1 protein-coding gene is annotated in these 21,772 nt (G+C 60.8%); it reads left to right on the plus strand.

Features of this window, described 5'->3' with window-relative positions; translation table 11 throughout:
• The first annotated feature begins 3 nt into the window (after positions 1-3).
• Complete coding sequence (locus RA302_RS09225; RefSeq protein WP_338480292.1) at positions 4-21,744, plus strand: non-ribosomal peptide synthase/polyketide synthase; 21,741 nt, start codon at positions 4-6, stop codon at positions 21,742-21,744.
• Positions 21,745-21,772 lie beyond the last annotated feature (28 nt).

The following is a 21,772-nucleotide window of genomic DNA, read 5'->3' on the forward strand; positions in this document are numbered from 1 at the left end:
TTGGTGCTTCGGTTGCTCGACGGGTTTGTTGCGCAGGTGGCGGCGTCTCCGGATGCGGTGGCGGTGGTGTTCGAGGGGCAGTCTCTGTCGTATGCGGAGTTCGGGTCTCGGGTGAATCGCCTTGCGCGGTATTTGGTTTCGGTGGGTGTGGGGCCGGAGTCGTTGGTGGCGTTGGCGATGCGTCGGTCGGTTGATCTTGTTGTGGGTATGTATGCGGTGGTTGCTGCGGGTGGGGCGTATGTGCCGTTGGATCCGGATCAGCCTGCGGAGCGCAATGGTCATATTCTCGGGACTGCGGCGCCGGTGTGTGTGTTGTCCACTGCTGGTGACGGTGTGGTGTTGCCGGGTGAGTTCGATGTGGTGTTGATTGACGAGTTGGATGTGTCCGGGTTCTCGGATGCGCCTGTGTTGGATGTGGATCGGGTTGCGCCGCTGCGTGGTTCGAATGCTGCGTATGTGATTTTCACGTCGGGGTCGACGGGTCGGCCGAAGGGTGTGGCGGTCAGTCATCGCAGTGTGGTCAATCAGGTGTCGTGGTTGGCGGAGCGTTATGCGGTGTCGGGTTCTGATGTGGTGTTGTTCAAGACTCCGGTGACGTTCGATGTGTCGGTGTGGGAGTTGTTTGTTCCGTTGGCGGTGGGTGCTCGGTTGGTGGTGGCCACGCATGACGGTCATCGGGATCCGGGGTATTTGGCGTCGGTGGTGGCGGCGGAGTCGGTGTCGATGGTTTCGTTTGTGCCGTCGATGTTGGAGGTGTTCGTCGATCAGGTTGTCGACACGTCGGAGGCGACGATTTCGCGTCTCGGTGGTGCTGGGTTGGGTTCGTTGCGGGTGATTTTCGCGGCGGGTGAGGCGTTGCCGGCGTCGGTGGTGGGTCGGGTGTTGTCGGTGTTGCCGTCGGTTGAGGTTCATAATTTGTATGGTCCGACGGAGTTCACGGTGCATGCGACGGCGGCGGGTCCGCTCGATGGTGTGGGTGTGGTGGTGCCGATGGGTGCTCCGGTGTGGAATTCGTCGGTGTTGGTGTTGGATTCGCGGTTGCGTCCGGTGCCGGTGGGTGTTGCGGGTGAGTTGTATTTGTCGGGTGTGCAGGTCGCTCGTGGGTATTTCGGGCGGGTGGATTTGTCGGCGGAGCGGTTTGTGGCGAATCCGTTCGGTGGGGTGGGTTCGCGGATGTATCGCACGGGGGATGTGGTGCGGTGGATCGGTGTGTCGGGTGAGCTCGAGTATGTCGGTCGTAGTGATTTTCAGGTGAAGTTGCGTGGTCAGCGGATCGAGTTGGGGGAGATCGAGTCTGCGGTTCGGGATCAGGTGGGTGTGGGTTCTGTGGTGGTGGTGGTGTGGCGTGATCAGTTGGTTGCGTATGTCACTGCTGCGGTGGGGTCTTCGGTTGATGTTGATGTGGTGAAGGTGGGTGTGGGGGAGCGGTTGGCGTCGTATATGGTGCCGTCGCAGTTTGTGGTGTTGGATGCGTTTCCGCTCAATGCTTCGGGGAAGTTGGATCGGAAGTTGTTGCCGGAGCCGGTGTTCGAGGCCGCGGTGTTCAGGGCTCCGGTGACGGCGGCGGAGGAGATCGTTGCGTCGGTGTTCGCCGAGGTGTTGGGTGTCGAGCGCGTCGGTCTCGATGACGATTTCTTTGCGCTTGGTGGTAATTCGTTGATTGCGACTCGGGTGGCGGCTCGGTTGGGGCAGGCGCTCGATGCGCAGGTTCCGGTGCGGGTGTTGTTCGAGGCGTCGTCGGTGGAGTTGTTGGCTGCGCGGGTGGAGTCGGAGATCGGTTCGGGTGCTCGTGTGGCGTTGACTGCTCGGGTGCGTCCGGAGCGGGTGCCGTTGTCGTTGGCGCAGCAGCGGATGTGGTTTTTGTCGCGGTTTGATGCTGTGTCGGGTGTGAACAATATTCCGATTGTGTTGCGTTTGTCTGGTGTGGTGGATGTGGCGGCTCTGCAGGCTGCTGTGTCGGATGTTGTTGCGCGGCATGAGATTTTGCGGACGGTGTATCCGGAGTTCGAGGGGGGCGGGTTCCAGCAGGTTCTTCCGGTGGGTGGGTTCGCTGTGGATATTTCTGCGGTGCCGGCCGATGAGGCTGATTTGTTGGGTGTGTTGGCGCCGGTGGTGACTGAGGGGTTCGATGTCACTTCTGAGGTGCCGTTGCGGGTTCGTTTGTTCCAGACGGGTTCGTCGGAGTTTGTGTTGGCGTTGGTGGTTCACCATATTGCTGCTGATGGTGTGTCGATGGGGCCGTTGGTGCGTGATGTGTCGATGGCGTATGTGGCGCGTGCGGGTGGACAGGTCCCGGGGTGGGCGCCGTTGGCGGTGCAGTATGCGGATTACGCGTTGTGGCAGCGTGAGGTGTTGGGGTGCGAGGGTGATCCGTCGTCGTTGATGTCTGAGCAGTTGGGGTATTGGACGTCGGTGTTGGCGGGGTTGCCGGAGCGGATCGAGTTGCCGGCGGATCGTTCGCGGCCGTTGGTTGCGTCCAATCGTGGTGCTAGTTACCAGTTCTCGGTTGATGTGCGGTTGCATCGGGCGCTCGAGCAGTTGGCGCTTGATCGTGGTGTGTCGTTGTTCATGGTGGTGCATGCGGCGTTGGCGGTGGTGTTGGCGCGGTTGAGTGGTAGTGATGACGTTGTGGTGGGCTCGCCGATCGCTGGGCGGGGTGAGCCGGAGCTTGATGATTTGATCGGGATGTTCGTCAATACGTTGGTGTTGCGGACGGAGGTGGATTCTTCGGAGTCGTTCTCGGAGTTGTTGGGTCGGGTTCGTGAGGTCGATCTGGGGGCGTTCGGCAACGAGGATGTTCCGTTCGAGCGGTTGGTGGAGGTGCTTGATCCGGCGCGGTCGCAGGCTCATCATCCGTTGTTCCAGGTTGCGTTGTTCTTCCAGAACATGGCGCAGAGTGTCTTGGAATTGCCGGGGCTGTCGATTGCCGGTTTCGACGCGGGTGTGGAGATCGCGAAGTTCGATCTGCAGTTGACGGTGTCACCGTTGGAGGAGGACGGCGTCGGTGTGGGGATGCCGATGTCGTTGACGTATGCGACGGATTTGTTCGACGAGTCGACGGTTGTCTCGTTTGCGGAGCGGTTGGTTCGGGTTCTGGAAGCGATGGTGGCGGAGCCTGATTCGGTTGTCGGGGATGTGGAGTTGCTCGGCGAGGACGAGCGTTCGCAGGTGTTGGTGGCGGTCAATGACACTGTTCACGAGTTGACTGTTGGTGCTTTGTTGCTCGACGGGTTTGTTGCGCAGGTGGCGGCGTCTCCGGATGCGGTGGCGGTGGTGTTCGAGGGGCAGTCTCTGTCGTATGCGGAGTTCGATGCTCGGGTGAATCGCCTTGCGCGGTATTTGGTTTCGGTGGGTGTGGGGCCGGAGTCGTTGGTGGCGTTGGCGATGCGTCGGTCGGTTGATCTTGTTGTGGGTATGTATGCGGTGGTTGCTGCGGGTGGGGCGTATGTGCCGTTGGATCCGGATCATCCGGTCGAGCGCAATGGTCATATTCTCGGTACTGCGGCGCCGGTGTGTGTGTTGTCCACTGCTGGTGACGGTGTGGTGTTGCCGGGTGAGTTCGATGTGGTGTTGATTGACGAGTTGGATGTGTCCGGGTTCTCGGATGCGCCTGTGTTGGATGTGGATCGGGTTGCGCCGCTGCGTGGTTCGAATGCTGCGTATGTGATTTTCACGTCGGGGTCGACGGGGAAGCCGAAGGGTGTGGCGGTTTCGCATGAGGCGATCGTCAATCAGATGGCGTGGATGCAGGGTCAGTATGTTCTGACTGGGTCGGATGTGTATTTGCAGAAGACTGCGACGACGTTCGATGTGTCGTTGTGGGGGTTCTTCTTGCCGTTGGCGGTGGGTGCTCGGTTGGTGGTGGCCACGCATGACGGTCATCGGGATCCGGGGTATTTGGCGTCGGTGATCGCTGATCAGGGTGTGACGGTGACGGACTTCGTGCCGACGATGTTGTCGGTGTTCGCGGGTGCTGTGTCTGCGGAGTTGTTGGGTTCGTTGCGTGATGTGTTCGTCATCGGTGAGGCGTTGCCGGCGCAGGCGGTGCGTGATTTCGGTGTGGTGTCGGGTGCGCGGGTTCACAACTTGTATGGTCCGACCGAGGCTGCGGTGTCGATCACGTTCGCGGATGTGACGGGCGCCGTCGATGGTGGTGTGGTCTCTATTGGTGTGCCGCAGTGGAATTCGCAGGTTTTCGTGTTGGATTCGCGGTTGCGTCCGGTGCCGGTGGGTGTTGCGGGTGAGTTGTATTTGTCGGGTGTGCAGTTGGCTCGTGGGTATGTTTCTCGTCCGGATTTGTCGGCGGATCGGTTCGTGGCGAATCCGTTCGGTGGGGTGGGTTCGCGGATGTATCGCACGGGGGACTTGGTGCGGTGGGGTGTGTCGGGTGAGCTCGAGTACATCGGTCGTACCGATTTTCAGGTGAAGTTCCGTGGTCAGCGGATCGAGTTGGGGGAGATCGAGTCGGCGTTGGTGGCTGATGTGTCGGTGTCTGTGTCGTCGGTGGCTGTGGTGTCGACGGTGACCGGTGATCAGTTGGTGGGGTATGTGGTGCCGGCGTCGGGTGCGGTGGTTGATACTGCGGCACTGGTGGATTCGTTGGGTGCGGTGTTGCCGTCGTATATGGTGCCGTCGCAGATCATGGTGTTGGATGCGTTTCCGCTCAATGCTTCGGGGAAGTTGGATCGGAAGTTGTTGCCGGAGCCGGTGTTCGAGGCCGCGGTGTTCAGGGCTCCGGTGACGGCGGTGGAGGAGATCGTTGCGTCGGTGTTCGCCGAGGTGTTGGGTGTCGAGCGCGTCGGTCTCGATGACGATTTCTTTGCGCTTGGTGGTAATTCGTTGATTGCGACTCGGGTGGCGGCTCGGTTGGGGCAGGCGCTCGATGCGCAGGTTCCGGTGCGGGTGTTGTTCGAGGCGTCGTCGGTGGAGTTGTTGGCTGCGCGGGTGGAGTCGGAGATCGGTTCGGGTGCTCGGGCGGCGTTGACTGCTCGGGTGCGTCCGGAGCGGGTGCCGTTGTCGTTGGCGCAGCAGCGGATGTGGTTCTTGAACCGTTTCGATACGTTGTCGTCGGCGAACAATATTCCGGTGGCGATTCGGTTGTCGGGGTTGTTGGATGCGGCGGCTCTGCAGGCTGCTGTGTCGGATGTTGTTGCGCGGCATGAGATTTTGCGGACGGTGTATCCGGAGGTCGACGGTGTCGGGTTCCAGGAGGTGTTGTCTGCTGATCGGGTGCGGTTGGATGTGTCGCCGGTGGTGGTGTCGGAGTCCGATGTCGTTGGTGCGGTGACGGAGTTCTTGTCGGCCGGTTTCGATGTGGCGGTGGAGGTTCCGGTTCGGGCGCGGTTGTTCGCGGTGTCGGAGTCGGAGTTCGTGTTGGCGTTGGTGGTTCATCACATCAGTGGTGATGGTGTGTCGATGGGGCCGTTGACGCGTGATGTGATGGTGGCGTACGAGGCTCGTTCTCGGGGTGAGGTTCCGGGGTGGGCGCCGCTCGAGGTGCAGTATGCGGATTACGCGTTGTGGCAGCGGGAGACTCTTGGTTCGGAAGATGATCCGTCGTCGTTGATTTCGCGTCAGGTCGGGTTCTGGGAGTCGGCGTTGGCGGGGTTGCCGGATCAGTTGGATTTGCCGGCTGATCGTCCGCGGCCTGTGGTGGCGTCCAATCGTGGGGCGAGTCATTCGTTCGTGGTGGGTGCGGATGTGCATGCTGGTTTGAATGATGTTGCTCGTGAGTCGAATTCGTCGTTGTTCATGGTGGTGCATGCGGCGTTGGCGGTGTTGTTGTCGCGGTTGTCGGGGACGTCCGATATTGCGATCGGTACTCCGGTGGCGGGTCGTGGTGAGCAGGTTCTCGATGATTTGATCGGGATGTTCGTCAATACGTTGGTGTTGCGGACGGAGGTGGATTCTTCGGAGAGCTTCGTCGATCTGCTCGCAGGTGTGCGGGAGGCTGATCTTCAGGCGTTTGCGCATGCGGATGTTCCGTTCGAGCGGTTGGTGGAGGTGCTCAATCCGGCGCGGTCGCAGGCTCGGAGTCCGTTGTTCCAGGTGATGTTGGCGTTCCAGAACATGGAGCAGTCGGCGTTGCAGTTGGGTGATCTGCGGGTTGCGGGTGTCGATGCCACTGCGGTGGCGGCGAAGTTCGATCTGCAGCTGACGGTGGTGGAGCAGTTCGAGGAATCTGGTGCTCCGGCGGGGATGGCGGCGTCGTTGACGTATGCGACGGATTTGTTCGACGAGTCGACGGTTGTCTCGTTTGCGGAGCGGTTGGTTCGGGTTCTGGAAGCGATGGTGGCGGAGCCTGATTCGGTTGTCGGGGACGTGGAGTTGCTCGGCGAGGACGAGCGTTCGCAGGTGTTGGTGGCGGTCAATGACACTGTTCACGAGTTGACTGTTGGTGCTTTGTTGCTCGACGGGTTTGTTGCGCAGGTGGCGGCGTCTCCGGATGCGGTGGCGGTGGTGTTCGAGGGGCAGTCTCTGTCGTATGCGGAGTTCGGGTCTCGGGTGAATCGCCTTGCGCGGTATTTGGTTTCGGTGGGTGTGGGGCCGGAGTCGTTGGTGGCGTTGGCGATGCGTCGGTCGGTTGATCTTGTTGTGGGTATGTATGCGGTGGTTGCTGCGGGTGGGGCGTATGTGCCGTTGGATCCGGATCAGCCTGCGGAGCGCAATGGTCATATTCTCGGGACTGCGGCGCCGGTGTGTGTGTTGTCCACTGCTGGTGACGGTGTGGTGTTGCCGGGTGAGTTCGATGTGGTGTTGATTGACGAGTTGGATGTGTCCGGGTTCTCGGATGCGCCTGTGTTGGATGTGGATCGGGTTGCGCCGCTGCGTGGTTCGAATGCTGCGTATGTGATTTTCACGTCGGGGTCGACGGGTCGGCCGAAGGGTGTGGCGGTCAGTCATCGCAGTGTGGTCAATCAGGTGTCGTGGTTGGCGGAGCGTTATGCGGTGTCGGGTTCTGATGTGGTGTTGTTCAAGACTCCGGTGACGTTCGATGTGTCGGTGTGGGAGTTGTTTGTTCCGTTGGCGGTGGGTGCTCGGTTGGTGGTGGCCACGCATGACGGTCATCGGGATCCGGGGTATTTGGCGTCGGTGGTGGCGGCGGAGTCGGTGTCGATGGTTTCGTTTGTGCCGTCGATGTTGGAGGTGTTCGTCGATCAGGTTGTCGACACGTCGGAGGCGACGATTTCGCGTCTCGGTGGTGCTGGGTTGGGTTCGTTGCGGGTGATTTTCGCGGCGGGTGAGGCGTTGCCGGCGTCGGTGGTGGGTCGGGTGTTGTCGGTGTTGCCGTCGGTTGAGGTTCATAATTTGTATGGTCCGACGGAGTTCACGGTGCATGCGACGGCGGCGGGTCCGCTCGATGGTGTGGGTGTGGTGGTGCCGATGGGTGCTCCGGTGTGGAATTCGTCGGTGTTGGTGTTGGATTCGCGGTTGCGTCCGGTGCCGGTGGGTGTTGCGGGTGAGTTGTATTTGTCGGGTGTGCAGGTCGCTCGTGGGTATTTCGGGCGGGTGGATTTGTCGGCGGAGCGGTTTGTGGCGAATCCGTTCGGTGGGGTGGGTTCGCGGATGTATCGCACGGGGGATGTGGTGCGGTGGATCGGTGTGTCGGGTGAGCTCGAGTATGTCGGTCGTAGTGATTTTCAGGTGAAGTTGCGTGGTCAGCGGATCGAGTTGGGGGAGATCGAGTCTGCGGTTCGGGATCAGGTGGGTGTGGGTTCTGTGGTGGTGGTGGTGTGGCGTGATCAGTTGGTTGCGTATGTCACTGCTGCGGTGGGGTCTTCGGTTGATGTTGATGTGGTGAAGGTGGGTGTGGGGGAGCGGTTGGCGTCGTATATGGTGCCGTCGCAGTTTGTGGTGTTGGATGCGTTTCCGCTCAATGCTTCGGGGAAGTTGGATCGGAAGTTGTTGCCGGAGCCGGTGTTCGAGGCCGCGGTGTTCAGGGCTCCGGTGACGGCGGCGGAGGAGATCGTTGCGTCGGTGTTCGCCGAGGTGTTGGGTGTCGAGCGCGTCGGTCTCGATGACGATTTCTTTGCGCTTGGTGGTAATTCGTTGATTGCGACTCGGGTGGCGGCTCGGTTGGGGCAGGCGCTCGATGCGCAGGTTCCGGTGCGGGTGTTGTTCGAGGCGTCGTCGGTGGAGTTGTTGGCTGCGCGGGTGGAGTCGGAGATCGGTTCGGGTGCTCGGGCGGCGTTGACTGCTCGGGTGCGTCCGGAGCGGGTGCCGTTGTCGTTGGCGCAGCAGCGGATGTGGTTTTTGTCGCGGTTTGATGCTGTGTCGGGTGTGAACAATATTCCGATTGTGTTGCGTTTGTCTGGTGTGGTGGATGTGGCGGCTCTGCAGGCTGCTGTGTCGGATGTTGTTGCGCGGCATGAGATTTTGCGGACGGTGTATCCGGAGTTCGAGGGGGGCGGGTTCCAGCAGGTTCTTCCGGTGGGTGGGTTCGCTGTGGATATTTCTGCGGTGCCGGCCGATGAGGCTGATTTGTTGGGTGTGTTGGCGCCGGTGGTGACTGAGGGGTTCGATGTCACTTCTGAGGTGCCGTTGCGGGTTCGTTTGTTCCAGACGGGTTCGTCGGAGTTTGTGTTGGCGTTGGTGGTTCACCATATTGCTGCTGATGGTGTGTCGATGGGGCCGTTGGTGCGTGATGTGTCGATGGCGTATGTGGCGCGTGCGGGTGGACAGGTCCCGGGGTGGGCGCCGTTGGCGGTGCAGTATGCGGATTACGCGTTGTGGCAGCGTGAGGTGTTGGGGTGCGAGGGTGATCCGTCGTCGTTGATGTCTGAGCAGTTGGGGTATTGGACGTCGGTGTTGGCGGGGTTGCCGGAGCGGATCGAGTTGCCGGCGGATCGTTCGCGGCCGTTGGTTGCGTCCAATCGTGGTGCTAGTTACCAGTTCTCGGTTGATGTGCGGTTGCATCGGGCGCTCGAGCAGTTGGCGCTTGATCGTGGTGTGTCGTTGTTCATGGTGGTGCATGCGGCGTTGGCGGTGGTGTTGGCGCGGTTGAGTGGTAGTGATGACGTTGTGGTGGGCTCGCCGATCGCTGGGCGGGGTGAGCCGGAGCTTGATGATTTGATCGGGATGTTCGTCAATACGTTGGTGTTGCGGACGGAGGTGGATTCTTCGGAGTCGTTCTCGGAGTTGTTGGGTCGGGTTCGTGAGGTCGATCTGGGGGCGTTCGGCAACGAGGATGTTCCGTTCGAGCGGTTGGTGGAGGTGCTTGATCCGGCGCGGTCGCAGGCTCATCATCCGTTGTTCCAGGTTGCGTTGTTCTTCCAGAACATGGCGCAGAGTGTCTTGGAATTGCCGGGGCTGTCGATTGCCGGTTTCGACGCGGGTGTGGAGATCGCGAAGTTCGATCTGCAGTTGACGGTGTCACCGTTGGAGGAGGACGGCGTCGGTGTGGGGATGCCGATGTCGTTGACGTATGCGACGGATTTGTTCGACGAGTCGACGGTTGTCTCGTTTGCGGAGCGGTTGGTTCGGGTTCTGGAAGCGATGGTGGCGGAGCCTGATTCGGTTGTCGGGGATGTGGAGTTGCTCGGCGAGGACGAGCGTTCGCAGGTGTTGGTGGCGGTCAATGACACTGTTCACGAGTTGACTGTTGGTGCTTTGTTGCTCGACGGGTTTGTTGCGCAGGTGGCGGCGTCTCCGGATGCGGTGGCGGTGGTGTTCGAGGGGCAGTCTCTGTCGTATGCGGAGTTCGATGCTCGGGTGAATCGCCTTGCGCGGTATTTGGTTTCGGTGGGTGTGGGGCCGGAGTCGTTGGTGGCGTTGGCGATGCGTCGGTCGGTTGATCTTGTTGTGGGTATGTATGCGGTGGTTGCTGCGGGTGGGGCGTATGTGCCGTTGGATCCGGATCATCCGGTCGAGCGCAATGGTCATATTCTCGGTACTGCGGCGCCGGTGTGTGTGTTGTCCACTGCTGGTGACGGTGTGGTGTTGCCGGGTGAGTTCGATGTGGTGTTGATTGACGAGTTGGATGTGTCCGGGTTCTCGGATGCGCCTGTGTTGGATGTGGATCGGGTTGCGCCGCTGCGTGGTTCGAATGCTGCGTATGTGATTTTCACGTCGGGGTCGACGGGGAAGCCGAAGGGTGTGGCGGTTTCGCATGAGGCGATCGTCAATCAGATGGCGTGGATGCAGGGTCAGTATGTTCTGACTGGGTCGGATGTGTATTTGCAGAAGACTGCGACGACGTTCGATGTGTCGTTGTGGGGGTTCTTCTTGCCGTTGGCGGTGGGTGCTCGGTTGGTGGTGGCCACGCATGACGGTCATCGGGATCCGGGGTATTTGGCGTCGGTGATCGCTGATCAGGGTGTGACGGTGACGGACTTCGTGCCGACGATGTTGTCGGTGTTCGCGGGTGCTGTGTCTGCGGAGTTGTTGGGTTCGTTGCGTGATGTGTTCGTCATCGGTGAGGCGTTGCCGGCGCAGGCGGTGCGTGATTTCGGTGTGGTGTCGGGTGCGCGGGTTCACAACTTGTATGGTCCGACCGAGGCTGCGGTGTCGATCACGTTCGCGGATGTGACGGGCGCCGTCGATGGTGGTGTGGTCTCTATTGGTGTGCCGCAGTGGAATTCGCAGGTTTTCGTGTTGGATTCGCGGTTGCGTCCGGTGCCGGTGGGTGTTGCGGGTGAGTTGTATTTGTCGGGTGTGCAGTTGGCTCGTGGGTATGTTTCTCGTCCGGATTTGTCGGCGGATCGGTTCGTGGCGAATCCGTTCGGTGGGGTGGGTTCGCGGATGTATCGCACGGGGGACTTGGTGCGGTGGGGTGTGTCGGGTGAGCTCGAGTACATCGGTCGTACCGATTTTCAGGTGAAGTTCCGTGGTCAGCGGATCGAGTTGGGGGAGATCGAGTCGGCGTTGGTGGCTGATGTGTCGGTGTCTGTGTCGTCGGTGGCTGTGGTGTCGACGGTGACCGGTGATCAGTTGGTGGGGTATGTGGTGCCGGCGTCGGGTGCGGTGGTTGATACTGCGGCACTGGTGGATTCGTTGGGTGCGGTGTTGCCGTCGTATATGGTGCCGTCGCAGATCATGGTGTTGGATGCGTTTCCGCTCAATGCTTCGGGGAAGTTGGATCGGAAGTTGTTGCCGGAGCCGGTGTTCGAGGCCGCGGTGTTCAGGGCTCCGGTGACGGCGGTGGAGGAGATCGTTGCGTCGGTGTTCGCCGAGGTGTTGGGTGTCGAGCGCGTCGGTCTCGATGACGATTTCTTTGCGCTTGGTGGTAATTCGTTGATTGCGACTCGGGTGGCGGCTCGGTTGGGGCAGGCGCTCGATGCGCAGGTTCCGGTGCGGGTGTTGTTCGAGGCGTCGTCGGTGGAGTTGTTGGCTGCGCGGGTGGAGTCGGAGATCGGTTCGGGTGCTCGGGCGGCGTTGACTGCTCGGGTGCGTCCGGAGCGGGTGCCGTTGTCGTTGGCGCAGCAGCGGATGTGGTTCTTGAACCGTTTCGATACGTTGTCGTCGGCGAACAATATTCCGGTGGCGATTCGGTTGTCGGGGTTGTTGGATGCGGCGGCTCTGCAGGCTGCTGTGTCGGATGTTGTTGCGCGGCATGAGATTTTGCGGACGGTGTATCCGGAGGTCGACGGTGTCGGGTTCCAGGAGGTGTTGTCTGCTGATCGGGTGCGGTTGGATGTGTCGCCGGTGGTGGTGTCGGAGTCCGATGTCGTTGGTGCGGTGACGGAGTTCTTGTCGGCCGGTTTCGATGTGGCGGTGGAGGTTCCGGTTCGGGCGCGGTTGTTCGCGGTGTCGGAGTCGGAGTTCGTGTTGGCGTTGGTGGTTCATCACATCAGTGGTGATGGTGTGTCGATGGGGCCGTTGACGCGTGATGTGATGGTGGCGTACGAGGCTCGTTCTCGGGGTGAGGTTCCGGGGTGGGCGCCGCTCGAGGTGCAGTATGCGGATTACGCGTTGTGGCAGCGGGAGACTCTTGGTTCGGAAGATGATCCGTCGTCGTTGATTTCGCGTCAGGTCGGGTTCTGGGAGTCGGCGTTGGCGGGGTTGCCGGATCAGTTGGATTTGCCGGCTGATCGTCCGCGGCCTGTGGTGGCGTCCAATCGTGGGGCGAGTCATTCGTTCGTGGTGGGTGCGGATGTGCATGCTGGTTTGAATGATGTTGCTCGTGAGTCGAATTCGTCGTTGTTCATGGTGGTGCATGCGGCGTTGGCGGTGTTGTTGTCGCGGTTGTCGGGGACGTCCGATATTGCGATCGGTACTCCGGTGGCGGGTCGTGGTGAGCAGGTTCTCGATGATTTGATCGGGATGTTCGTCAATACGTTGGTGTTGCGGACGGAGGTGGATTCTTCGGAGAGCTTCGTCGATCTGCTCGCAGGTGTGCGGGAGGCTGATCTTCAGGCGTTTGCGCATGCGGATGTTCCGTTCGAGCGGTTGGTGGAGGTGCTCAATCCGGCGCGGTCGCAGGCTCGGAGTCCGTTGTTCCAGGTGATGTTGGCGTTCCAGAACATGGAGCAGTCGGCGTTGCAGTTGGGTGATCTGCGGGTTGCGGGTGTCGATGCCACTGCGGTGGCGGCGAAGTTCGATCTGCAGCTGACGGTGGTGGAGCAGTTCGAGGAATCTGGTGCTCCGGCGGGGATGGCGGCGTCGTTGACGTATGCGACGGATTTGTTCGACGAGTCGACGGTTGTCTCGTTTGCGGAGCGGTTGGTTCGGGTTCTGGAAGCGATGGTGGCGGAGCCTGATTCGGTTGTCGGGGACGTGGAGTTGCTCGGCGAGGACGAGCGTTCGCAGGTGTTGGTGGCGGTCAATGACACTGTTCACGAGTTGACTGTTGGTGCTTTGTTGCTCGACGGGTTTGTTGCGCAGGTGGCGGCGTCTCCGGATGCGGTGGCGGTGGTGTTCGAGGGGCAGTCTCTGTCGTATGCGGAGTTCGGGTCTCGGGTGAATCGCCTTGCGCGGTATTTGGTTTCGGTGGGTGTGGGGCCGGAGTCGTTGGTGGCGTTGGCGATGCGTCGGTCGGTTGATCTTGTTGTGGGTATGTATGCGGTGGTTGCTGCGGGTGGGGCGTATGTGCCGTTGGATCCGGATCAGCCTGCGGAGCGCAATGGTCATATTCTCGGGACTGCGGCGCCGGTGTGTGTGTTGTCCACTGCTGGTGACGGTGTGGTGTTGCCGGGTGAGTTCGATGTGGTGTTGATTGACGAGTTGGATGTGTCCGGGTTCTCGGATGCGCCTGTGTTGGATGTGGATCGGGTTGCGCCGCTGCGTGGTTCGAATGCTGCGTATGTGATTTTCACGTCGGGGTCGACGGGTCGGCCGAAGGGTGTGGCGGTCAGTCATCGCAGTGTGGTCAATCAGGTGTCGTGGTTGGCGGAGCGTTATGCGGTGTCGGGTTCTGATGTGGTGTTGTTCAAGACTCCGGTGACGTTCGATGTGTCGGTGTGGGAGTTGTTTGTTCCGTTGGCGGTGGGTGCTCGGTTGGTGGTGGCCACGCATGACGGTCATCGGGATCCGGGGTATTTGGCGTCGGTGGTGGCGGCGGAGTCGGTGTCGATGGTTTCGTTTGTGCCGTCGATGTTGGAGGTGTTCGTCGATCAGGTTGTCGACACGTCGGAGGCGACGATCTCGCGTCTCGGTGGTGCTGGGTTGGGTTCGTTGCGGGTGATTTTCGCGGCGGGTGAGGCGTTGCCGGCGTCGGTGGTGGGTCGGGTGTTGTCGGTGTTGCCGTCGGTTGAGGTTCATAATTTGTATGGTCCGACGGAGTTCACGGTGCATGCGACGGCGGCGGGTCCGCTCGATGGTGTGGGTGTGGTGGTGCCGATGGGTGCTCCGGTGTGGAATTCGTCGGTGTTGGTGTTGGATTCGCGGTTGCGTCCGGTGCCGGTGGGTGTTGCGGGTGAGTTGTATTTGTCGGGTGTGCAGGTCGCTCGTGGGTATTTCGGGCGGGTGGATTTGTCGGCGGAGCGGTTTGTGGCGAATCCGTTCGGTGGGGTGGGTTCGCGGATGTATCGCACGGGGGATGTGGTGCGGTGGATCGGTGTGTCGGGTGAGCTCGAGTATGTCGGTCGTAGTGATTTTCAGGTGAAGTTGCGTGGTCAGCGGATCGAGTTGGGGGAGATCGAGTCTGCGGTTCGGGATCAGGTGGGTGTGGGTTCTGTGGTGGTGGTGGTGTGGCGTGATCAGTTGGTTGCGTATGTCACTGCTGCGGTGGGGTCTTCGGTTGATGTTGATGTGGTGAAGGTGGGTGTGGGGGAGCGGTTGGCGTCGTATATGGTGCCGTCGCAGTTTGTGGTGTTGGATGCGTTTCCGCTCAATGCTTCGGGGAAGTTGGATCGGAAGTTGTTGCCGGAGCCGGTGTTCGAGGCCGCGGTGTTCAGGGCTCCGGTGACGGCGGTGGAGGAGATCGTTGCGTCGGTGTTCGCCGAGGTGTTGGGTGTCGAGCGCGTCGGTCTCGATGACGATTTCTTTGCGCTTGGTGGTAATTCGTTGATTGCGACTCGGGTGGCGGCTCGGTTGGGGCAGGCGCTCGATGCGCAGGTTCCGGTGCGGGTGTTGTTCGAGGCGTCGTCGGTGGAGTTGTTGGCTGCGCGGGTGGAGTCGGAGATCGGTTCGGGTGCTCGGGCGGCGTTGACTGCTCGGGTGCGTCCGGAGCGGGTGCCGTTGTCGTTGGCGCAGCAGCGGATGTGGTTCTTGAACCGTTTCGATACGTTGTCGTCGGCGAACAATATTCCGGTGGCGATTCGGTTGTCGGGGTTGTTGGATGCGGCGGCTCTGCAGGCTGCTGTGTCGGATGTTGTTGCGCGGCATGAGATTTTGCGGACGGTGTATCCGGAGGTCGACGGTGTCGGGTTCCAGGAGGTGTTGTCTGCTGATCGGGTGCGGTTGGATGTGTCGCCGGTGGTGGTGTCGGAGTCCGATGTCGTTGGTGCGGTGACGGAGTTCTTGTCGGCCGGTTTCGATGTGGCGGTGGAGGTTCCGGTTCGGGCGCGGTTGTTCGCGGTGTCGGAGTCGGAGTTCGTGTTGGCGTTGGTGGTTCATCACATCAGTGGTGATGGTGTGTCGATGGGGCCGTTGACGCGTGATGTGATGGTGGCGTACGAGGCTCGTTCTCGGGGTGAGGTTCCGGGGTGGGCGCCGCTCGAGGTGCAGTATGCGGATTACGCGTTGTGGCAGCGGGAGACTCTTGGTTCGGAAGATGATCCGTCGTCGTTGATTTCGCGTCAGGTCGGGTTCTGGGAGTCGGCGTTGGCGGGGTTGCCGGATCAGTTGGATTTGCCGGCGGATCGTCCGCGGCCTGTGGTGGCGTCCAATCGTGGGGCGAGTCATTCGTTCGTGGTGGGTGCGGATGTGCATGCTGGTTTGAATGATGTTGCTCGTGAGTCGAATTCGTCGTTGTTCATGGTGGTGCATGCGGCGTTGGCGGTGTTGTTGTCGCGGTTGTCGGGGACGTCCGATATTGCGATCGGTACTCCGGTGGCGGGTCGTGGTGAGCAGGTTCTCGATGATTTGATCGGGATGTTCGTCAATACGTTGGTGTTGCGGACGGAGGTGGATTCTTCGGAGAGCTTCGTCGATCTGCTCGCAGGTGTGCGGGAGGCTGATCTTCAGGCGTTTGCGCATGCGGATGTTCCGTTCGAGCGGTTGGTGGAGGTGCTCAATCCGGCGCGGTCGCAGGCTCGGAGTCCGTTGTTCCAGGTGATGTTGGCGTTCCAGAACATGGAGCAGTCGGCGTTGCAGTTGGGTGATCTGCGGGTTGCGGGTGTCGATGCCACTGCGGTGGCGGCGAAGTTCGATCTGCAGCTGACGGTGGTGGAGCAGTTCGAGGAATCTGGTGCTCCGGCGGGGATGGCGGCGTCGTTGACGTATGCGACGGATTTGTTCGACGAGTCGACGGTTGTCTCGTTTGCGGACAGGTTCGGGCGGATCCTCGGTGCCGTCGTTGCTGATCAGTCGGCCGTTTTGGGCGACGTTGACATTTTGGATTCTGTTGAGCGTTCGTTGGTGCTCGAGGGGTGGAATGACACGGCGCGTGAGGTTGCGGGTGTGTCGGTGTTGGATGGGTTTGATGCGCAGGTGGCGGCGACGCCGGATGCGGTAGCGCTCTCGTTCGAGGGGCAGTCTCTGTCGTATGCGGAGTTCGATGCTCGGGTGAATCGTTTTGCCAGGTATTTGGTTTCGGTGGGTGTGGGGCCGGAGTCGTTGGTGGGTGTTGCGGTTCGTCGGTCGGTTGATTTGTTGGTTGCGGTTTACGGTGTGCTCAGGGCTGGTGGTGGGTATGTTCCGGTGGATCCGGATCAGCCTGCGGAGCGTAATGGGTATGTGTTGGAGTCGGCGTCGCCGGTGTGTGTGGTCAGTACGTCTGATGTTGGTTTCGATGCTGGTGTGGTGCCGGTGGTCGAGGTTGATGTTGTTGATGTGTCTGGTTTTTCGGGTGCGCCTGTGTTGGATGTGGATCGGGTTTCGCCGTTGCGGTCGGGGAATACGGCGTATGTGATTTTCACGTCGGGGTCGACGGGTCGGCCGAAGGGGGTGGCGGTCAGTCATCGCAGTGTGGTCAATCAGGTGTCGTGGTTGGCGGAGCGTTATGCGGTGTCGGGTTCTGATGTGGTGTTGTTCAAGACTCCGGTGACGTTCGATGTGTCGGTGTGGGAGTTGTTTGTTCCGTTGGCGGTGGGTGCTCGGTTGGTGGTGGCCACGCATGACGGTCATCGGGATCCGGGGTATTTGGCGTCGGTGGTGGCGGCGGAGTCGGTGTCGATGGTTTCGTTTGTGCCGTCGATGTTGGAGGTGTTCGTCGATCAGGTTGTCGACACGTCGGAGGCGACGATTTCGCGTCTCGGTGGTGCTGGGTTGGGTTCGTTGCGGGTGATTTTCGCGGCGGGTGAGGCGTTGCCGGCGTCGGTGGTGGGTCGGGTGTTGTCGGTGTTGCCGTCGGTTGAGGTTCATAATTTGTATGGTCCGACGGAGTTCACGGTGCATGCGACGGCGGCGGGTCCGCTCGATGGTGTGGGTGTGGTGGTGCCGATGGGTGCTCCGGTGTGGAATTCGTCGGTGTTGGTGTTGGATTCGCGGTTGCGTCCGGTGCCGGTGGGTGTTGCGGGTGAGTTGTATTTGTCGGGTGTGCAGGTCGCTCGTGGGTATTTCGGGCGGGTGGATTTGTCGGCGGAGCGGTTTGTGGCGAATCCGTTCGGTGGGGTGGGTTCGCGGATGTATCGCACGGGGGATGTGGTGCGGTGGATCGGTGTGTCGGGTGAGCTCGAGTATGTCGGTCGTAGTGATTTTCAGGTGAAGTTGCGTGGTCAGCGGATCGAGTTGGGGGAGATCGAGTCTGCGGTTCGGGATCAGGTGGGTGTGGGTTCTGTGGTGGTGGTGGTGTGGCGTGATCAGTTGGTTGCGTATGTCACTGCTGCGGTGGGGTCTTCGGTTGATGTTGATGTGGTGAAGGTGGGTGTGGGGGAGCGGTTGGCGTCGTATATGGTGCCGTCGCAGTTTGTGGTGTTGGATGCGTTTCCGCTCAATGCTTCGGGGAAGTTGGATCGGAAGTTGTTGCCGGAGCCGGTGTTCGAGGCCGCGGTGTTCAGGGCTCCGGTGACGGCGGTGGAGGAGATCGTTGCGTCGGTGTTCGCCGAGGTGTTGGGTGTCGAGCGCGTCGGTCTCGATGACGATTTCTTTGCGCTTGGTGGTAATTCGTTGATTGCGACTCGGGTGGCGGCTCGGTTGGGGCAGGCGCTCGATGCGCAGGTTCCGGTGCGGGTGTTGTTCGAGGCGTCGTCGGTGGAGTTGTTGGCTGCGCGGGTGGAGTCGGAGATCGGTTCGGGTGCTCGGGCGGCGTTGACTGCTCGGGTGCGTCCGGAGCGGGTGCCGTTGTCGTTGGCGCAGCAGCGGATGTGGTTCTTGAACCGTTTCGATACGTTGTCGTCGGCGAACAATATTCCGGTGGCGATTCGGTTGTCGGGGTTGTTGGATGCGGCGGCTCTGCAGGCTGCTGTGTCGGATGTTGTTGCGCGGCATGAGATTTTGCGGACGGTGTATCCGGAGGTCGACGGTGTCGGGTTCCAGGAGGTGTTGTCTGCTGATCGGGTGCGGTTGGATGTGTCGCCGGTGGTGGTGTCGGAGTCCGATGTCGTTGGTGCGGTGACGGAGTTCTTGTCGGCCGGTTTCGATGTGGCGGTGGAGGTTCCGGTTCGGGCGCGGTTGTTCGCGGTGTCGGAGTCGGAGTTCGTGTTGGCGTTGGTGGTTCATCACATCAGTGGTGATGGTGTGTCGATGGGGCCGTTGACGCGTGATGTGATGGTGGCGTACGAGGCTCGTTCTCGGGGTGAGGTTCCGGGGTGGGCGCCGCTCGAGGTGCAGTATGCGGATTACGCGTTGTGGCAGCGGGAGACTCTTGGTTCGGAAGATGATCCGTCGTCGTTGATTTCGCGTCAGGTCGGGTTCTGGGAGTCGGCGTTGGCGGGGTTGCCGGATCAGTTGGATTTGCCGGCGGATCGTCCGCGGCCTGTGGTGGCGTCCAATCGTGGGGCGAGTCATTCGTTCGTGGTGGGTGCGGATGTGCATGCTGGTTTGAATGATGTTGCTCGTGAGTCGAATTCGTCGTTGTTCATGGTGGTGCATGCGGCGTTGGCGGTGTTGTTGTCGCGGTTGTCGGGGACGTCCGATATTGCGATCGGTACTCCGGTGGCGGGTCGTGGTGAGCAGGTTCTCGATGATTTGATCGGGATGTTCGTCAATACGTTGGTGTTGCGGACGGAGGTGGATTCTTCGGAGAGCTTCGTCGATCTGCTCGCAGGTGTGCGGGAGGCTGATCTTCAGGCGTTTGCGCATGCGGATGTTCCGTTCGAGCGGTTGGTGGAGGTGCTCAATCCGGCGCGGTCGCAGGCTCGGAGTCCGTTGTTCCAGGTGATGTTGGCGTTCCAGAACATGGAGCAGTCGGCGTTGCAGTTGGGTGATCTGCGGGTTGCGGGTGTCGATGCCACTGCGGTGGCGGCGAAGTTCGATCTGCAGCTGACGGTGGTGGAGCAGTTCGAGGAATCTGGTGCTCCGGCGGGGATGGCGGCGTCGTTGACGTATGCGACGGATTTGTTCGACGAGTCGACGGTTGTCTCGTTTGCGGACAGGTTCGGGCGGATCCTCGGTGCCGTCGTTGCTGATCAGTCGGCCGTTTTGGGCGACGTTGACATTTTGGATTCTGTTGAGCGTTCGTTGGTGCTCGAGGGGTGGAATGACACGGCGCGTGAGGTTGCGGGTGTGTCGGTGTTGGATGGGTTTGTTGCGCAGGTGGCGGCGACGCCGGATGCGGTGGCGGTGGTGTTCGAGGGGCAGTCTCTGTCGTATGCGGAGTTCGATGCTCGGGTGAATCGCCTTGCGCGGTATTTGGTTTCGGTGGGTGTGGGGCCGGAGTCGTTGGTGGCGTTGGCGATGCGTCGGTCGGTTGATCTTGTTGTGGGTATGTATGCGGTGGTTGCTGCGGGTGGGGCGTATGCGCCGTTGGATCCGGATCATCCGGTCGAGCGCAATGGTCATATTCTCGGTACTGCGGCGCCGGTGTGTGTGTTGTCCACTGCTGGTGACGGTGTGGTGTTGCCGGGTGAGTTCGATGTGGTGTTGATTGACGAGTTGGATGTGTCCGGGTTCTCGGATGCGCCTGTGTTGGATGTGGATCGGGTTGCGCCGCTGCGTGGTTCGAATGCTGCGTATGTGATTTTCACGTCGGGGTCGACGGGGAAGCCGAAGGGTGTGGCGGTTTCGCATGAGGCGATCGTCAATCAGATGGCGTGGATGCAGGGTCAGTATGTTCTGACTGGGTCGGATGTGTATTTGCAGAAGACTGCGACGACGTTCGATGTGTCGTTGTGGGGGTTCTTCTTGCCGTTGGCGGTGGGTGCTCGGTTGGTGGTGGCCACGCATGACGGTCATCGGGATCCGGGGTATTTGGCGTCGGTGATCGCTGATCAGGGTGTGACGGTGACGGACTTCGTGCCGACGATGTTGTCGGTGTTCGCGGGTGCTGTGTCTGCGGAGTTGTTGGGTTCGTTGCGTGATGTGTTCGTCATCGGTGAGGCGTTGCCGGCGCAGGCGGTGCGTGATTTCGGTGTGGTGTCGGGTGCGCGGGTTCACAACTTGTATGGTCCGACCGAGGCTGCGGTGTCGATCACGTTCGCGGATGTGACGGGCGCCGTCGATGGTGGTGTGGTCTCTATTGGTGTGCCGCAGTGGAATTCGCAGGTTTTCGTGTTGGATTCGCGGTTGCGTCCGGTGCCGGTGGGTGTTGCGGGTGAGTTGTATTTGTCGGGTGTGCAGTTGGCTCGTGGGTATGTTTCTCGTCCGGATTTGTCGGCGGATCGGTTCGTGGCGAATCCGTTCGGTGGGGTGGGTTCGCGGATGTATCGCACGGGGGACTTGGTGCGGTGGGGTGTGTCGGGTGAGCTCGAGTACATCGGTCGTACCGATTTTCAGGTGAAGTTCCGTGGTCAGCGGATCGAGTTGGGGGAGATCGAGTCGGCGTTGGTGGCTGATGTGTCGGTGTCTGTGTCGTCGGTGGCTGTGGTGTCGACGGTGACCGGTGATCAGTTGGTGGGGTATGTGGTGCCGGCGTCGGGTGCGGTGGTTGATACTGCGGCACTGGTGGATTCGTTGGGTGCGGTGTTGCCGTCGTATATGGTGCCGTCGCAGATCATGGTGTTGGATGCGTTTCCGCTCAATGCTTCGGGGAAGTTGGATCGGAAGTTGTTGCCGGAGCCGGTGTTCGAGGCCGCGGTGTTCAGGGCTCCGGTGACGGAGGTCGAGCGTCTGGTTGCTTCTGTGTTCGAAGAATTGCTCGGTATCGATCGGGTCGGTCTCGATGACGATTTCTTCGAATTGGGCGGAAACTCCCTGATCGCCACGCAGTTGGCAGCGAAGTTGGGCCAAGCGATTTCGGCTGAGGTTCCGCTACGCATGCTATTCACCAGTTCGACTGTGTCGGAGATGTCCGACAAGTTGGTTACCGGTATGCACGTTGGATTTGAACTGGATCTTGATGCGGCACTCGCTGTCACGTTGCCCTTGCGTGCACGCGGATCTGAGCTTCCACTGTTCTGCGTGCACCCAATGGTCGGGCTGGCCTGGCCGTACGCACCTCTCGCCGCGTTCGTCGACAGATCAGTGCCGCTCTACGGGTTGCAGACACCAGCGTTGACCGAGGAGGACTTTTCCGCGACCGCACTGACCGACTACATAGATCGATACGTGTCCGAGATCCGATCAGTGCAACAACAGGGGCCGTACAGACTTCTGGGTTGGTCGTTCGGTGGAGTTGTCGCGCATGGAATCGCGGCAAGGCTCGAAGCCCTCGGCGAGAAGGTGAGTGCCTTGGTGATCTTGGACGGCTCGCCCTTGAGCTTGGATGATGAAGCATTTGCGGCGATGGTCAGACACGAAGTTGCTGGCTTGGGCGTCGTCATTCCGGATGACGAAGACCTTGAGAACCTATCGATCGACTGTGCCAGTGATGTCCTCACTGCAGTGAATGGCGGAGCTATCGGGCTTAATGCCAGCGATATCAGGCGGTTGTTCTCCAGCATCGCGCGAACCGCGGCGCTGACACGTGAGTACGAACCGGACACGTGCACGGGGCCAGTGCTGTTCGTGGGATCCAATGAAACTGAGGCCGATGGGGTCGAACCGTGGCGTTCACTGATCGACGGTGAAATCGATGTTCGTCAGGCAAGCGTGAACCATGTTTCGATGATGACGCCAGAGGGGCTGGAGGAGATCGGCCCGATGATTGCCGCCTCGCTGAATTCCTGACGCTATCTCGGTGGCCGTCGATCCGCGG

It is taken from the genome of Rhodococcus sp. DN22 (assembly GCF_036669995.1).
GTDB classification, from domain to species: Bacteria; Actinomycetota; Actinomycetes; order Mycobacteriales; family Mycobacteriaceae; genus Rhodococcus_F; species Rhodococcus_F erythropolis.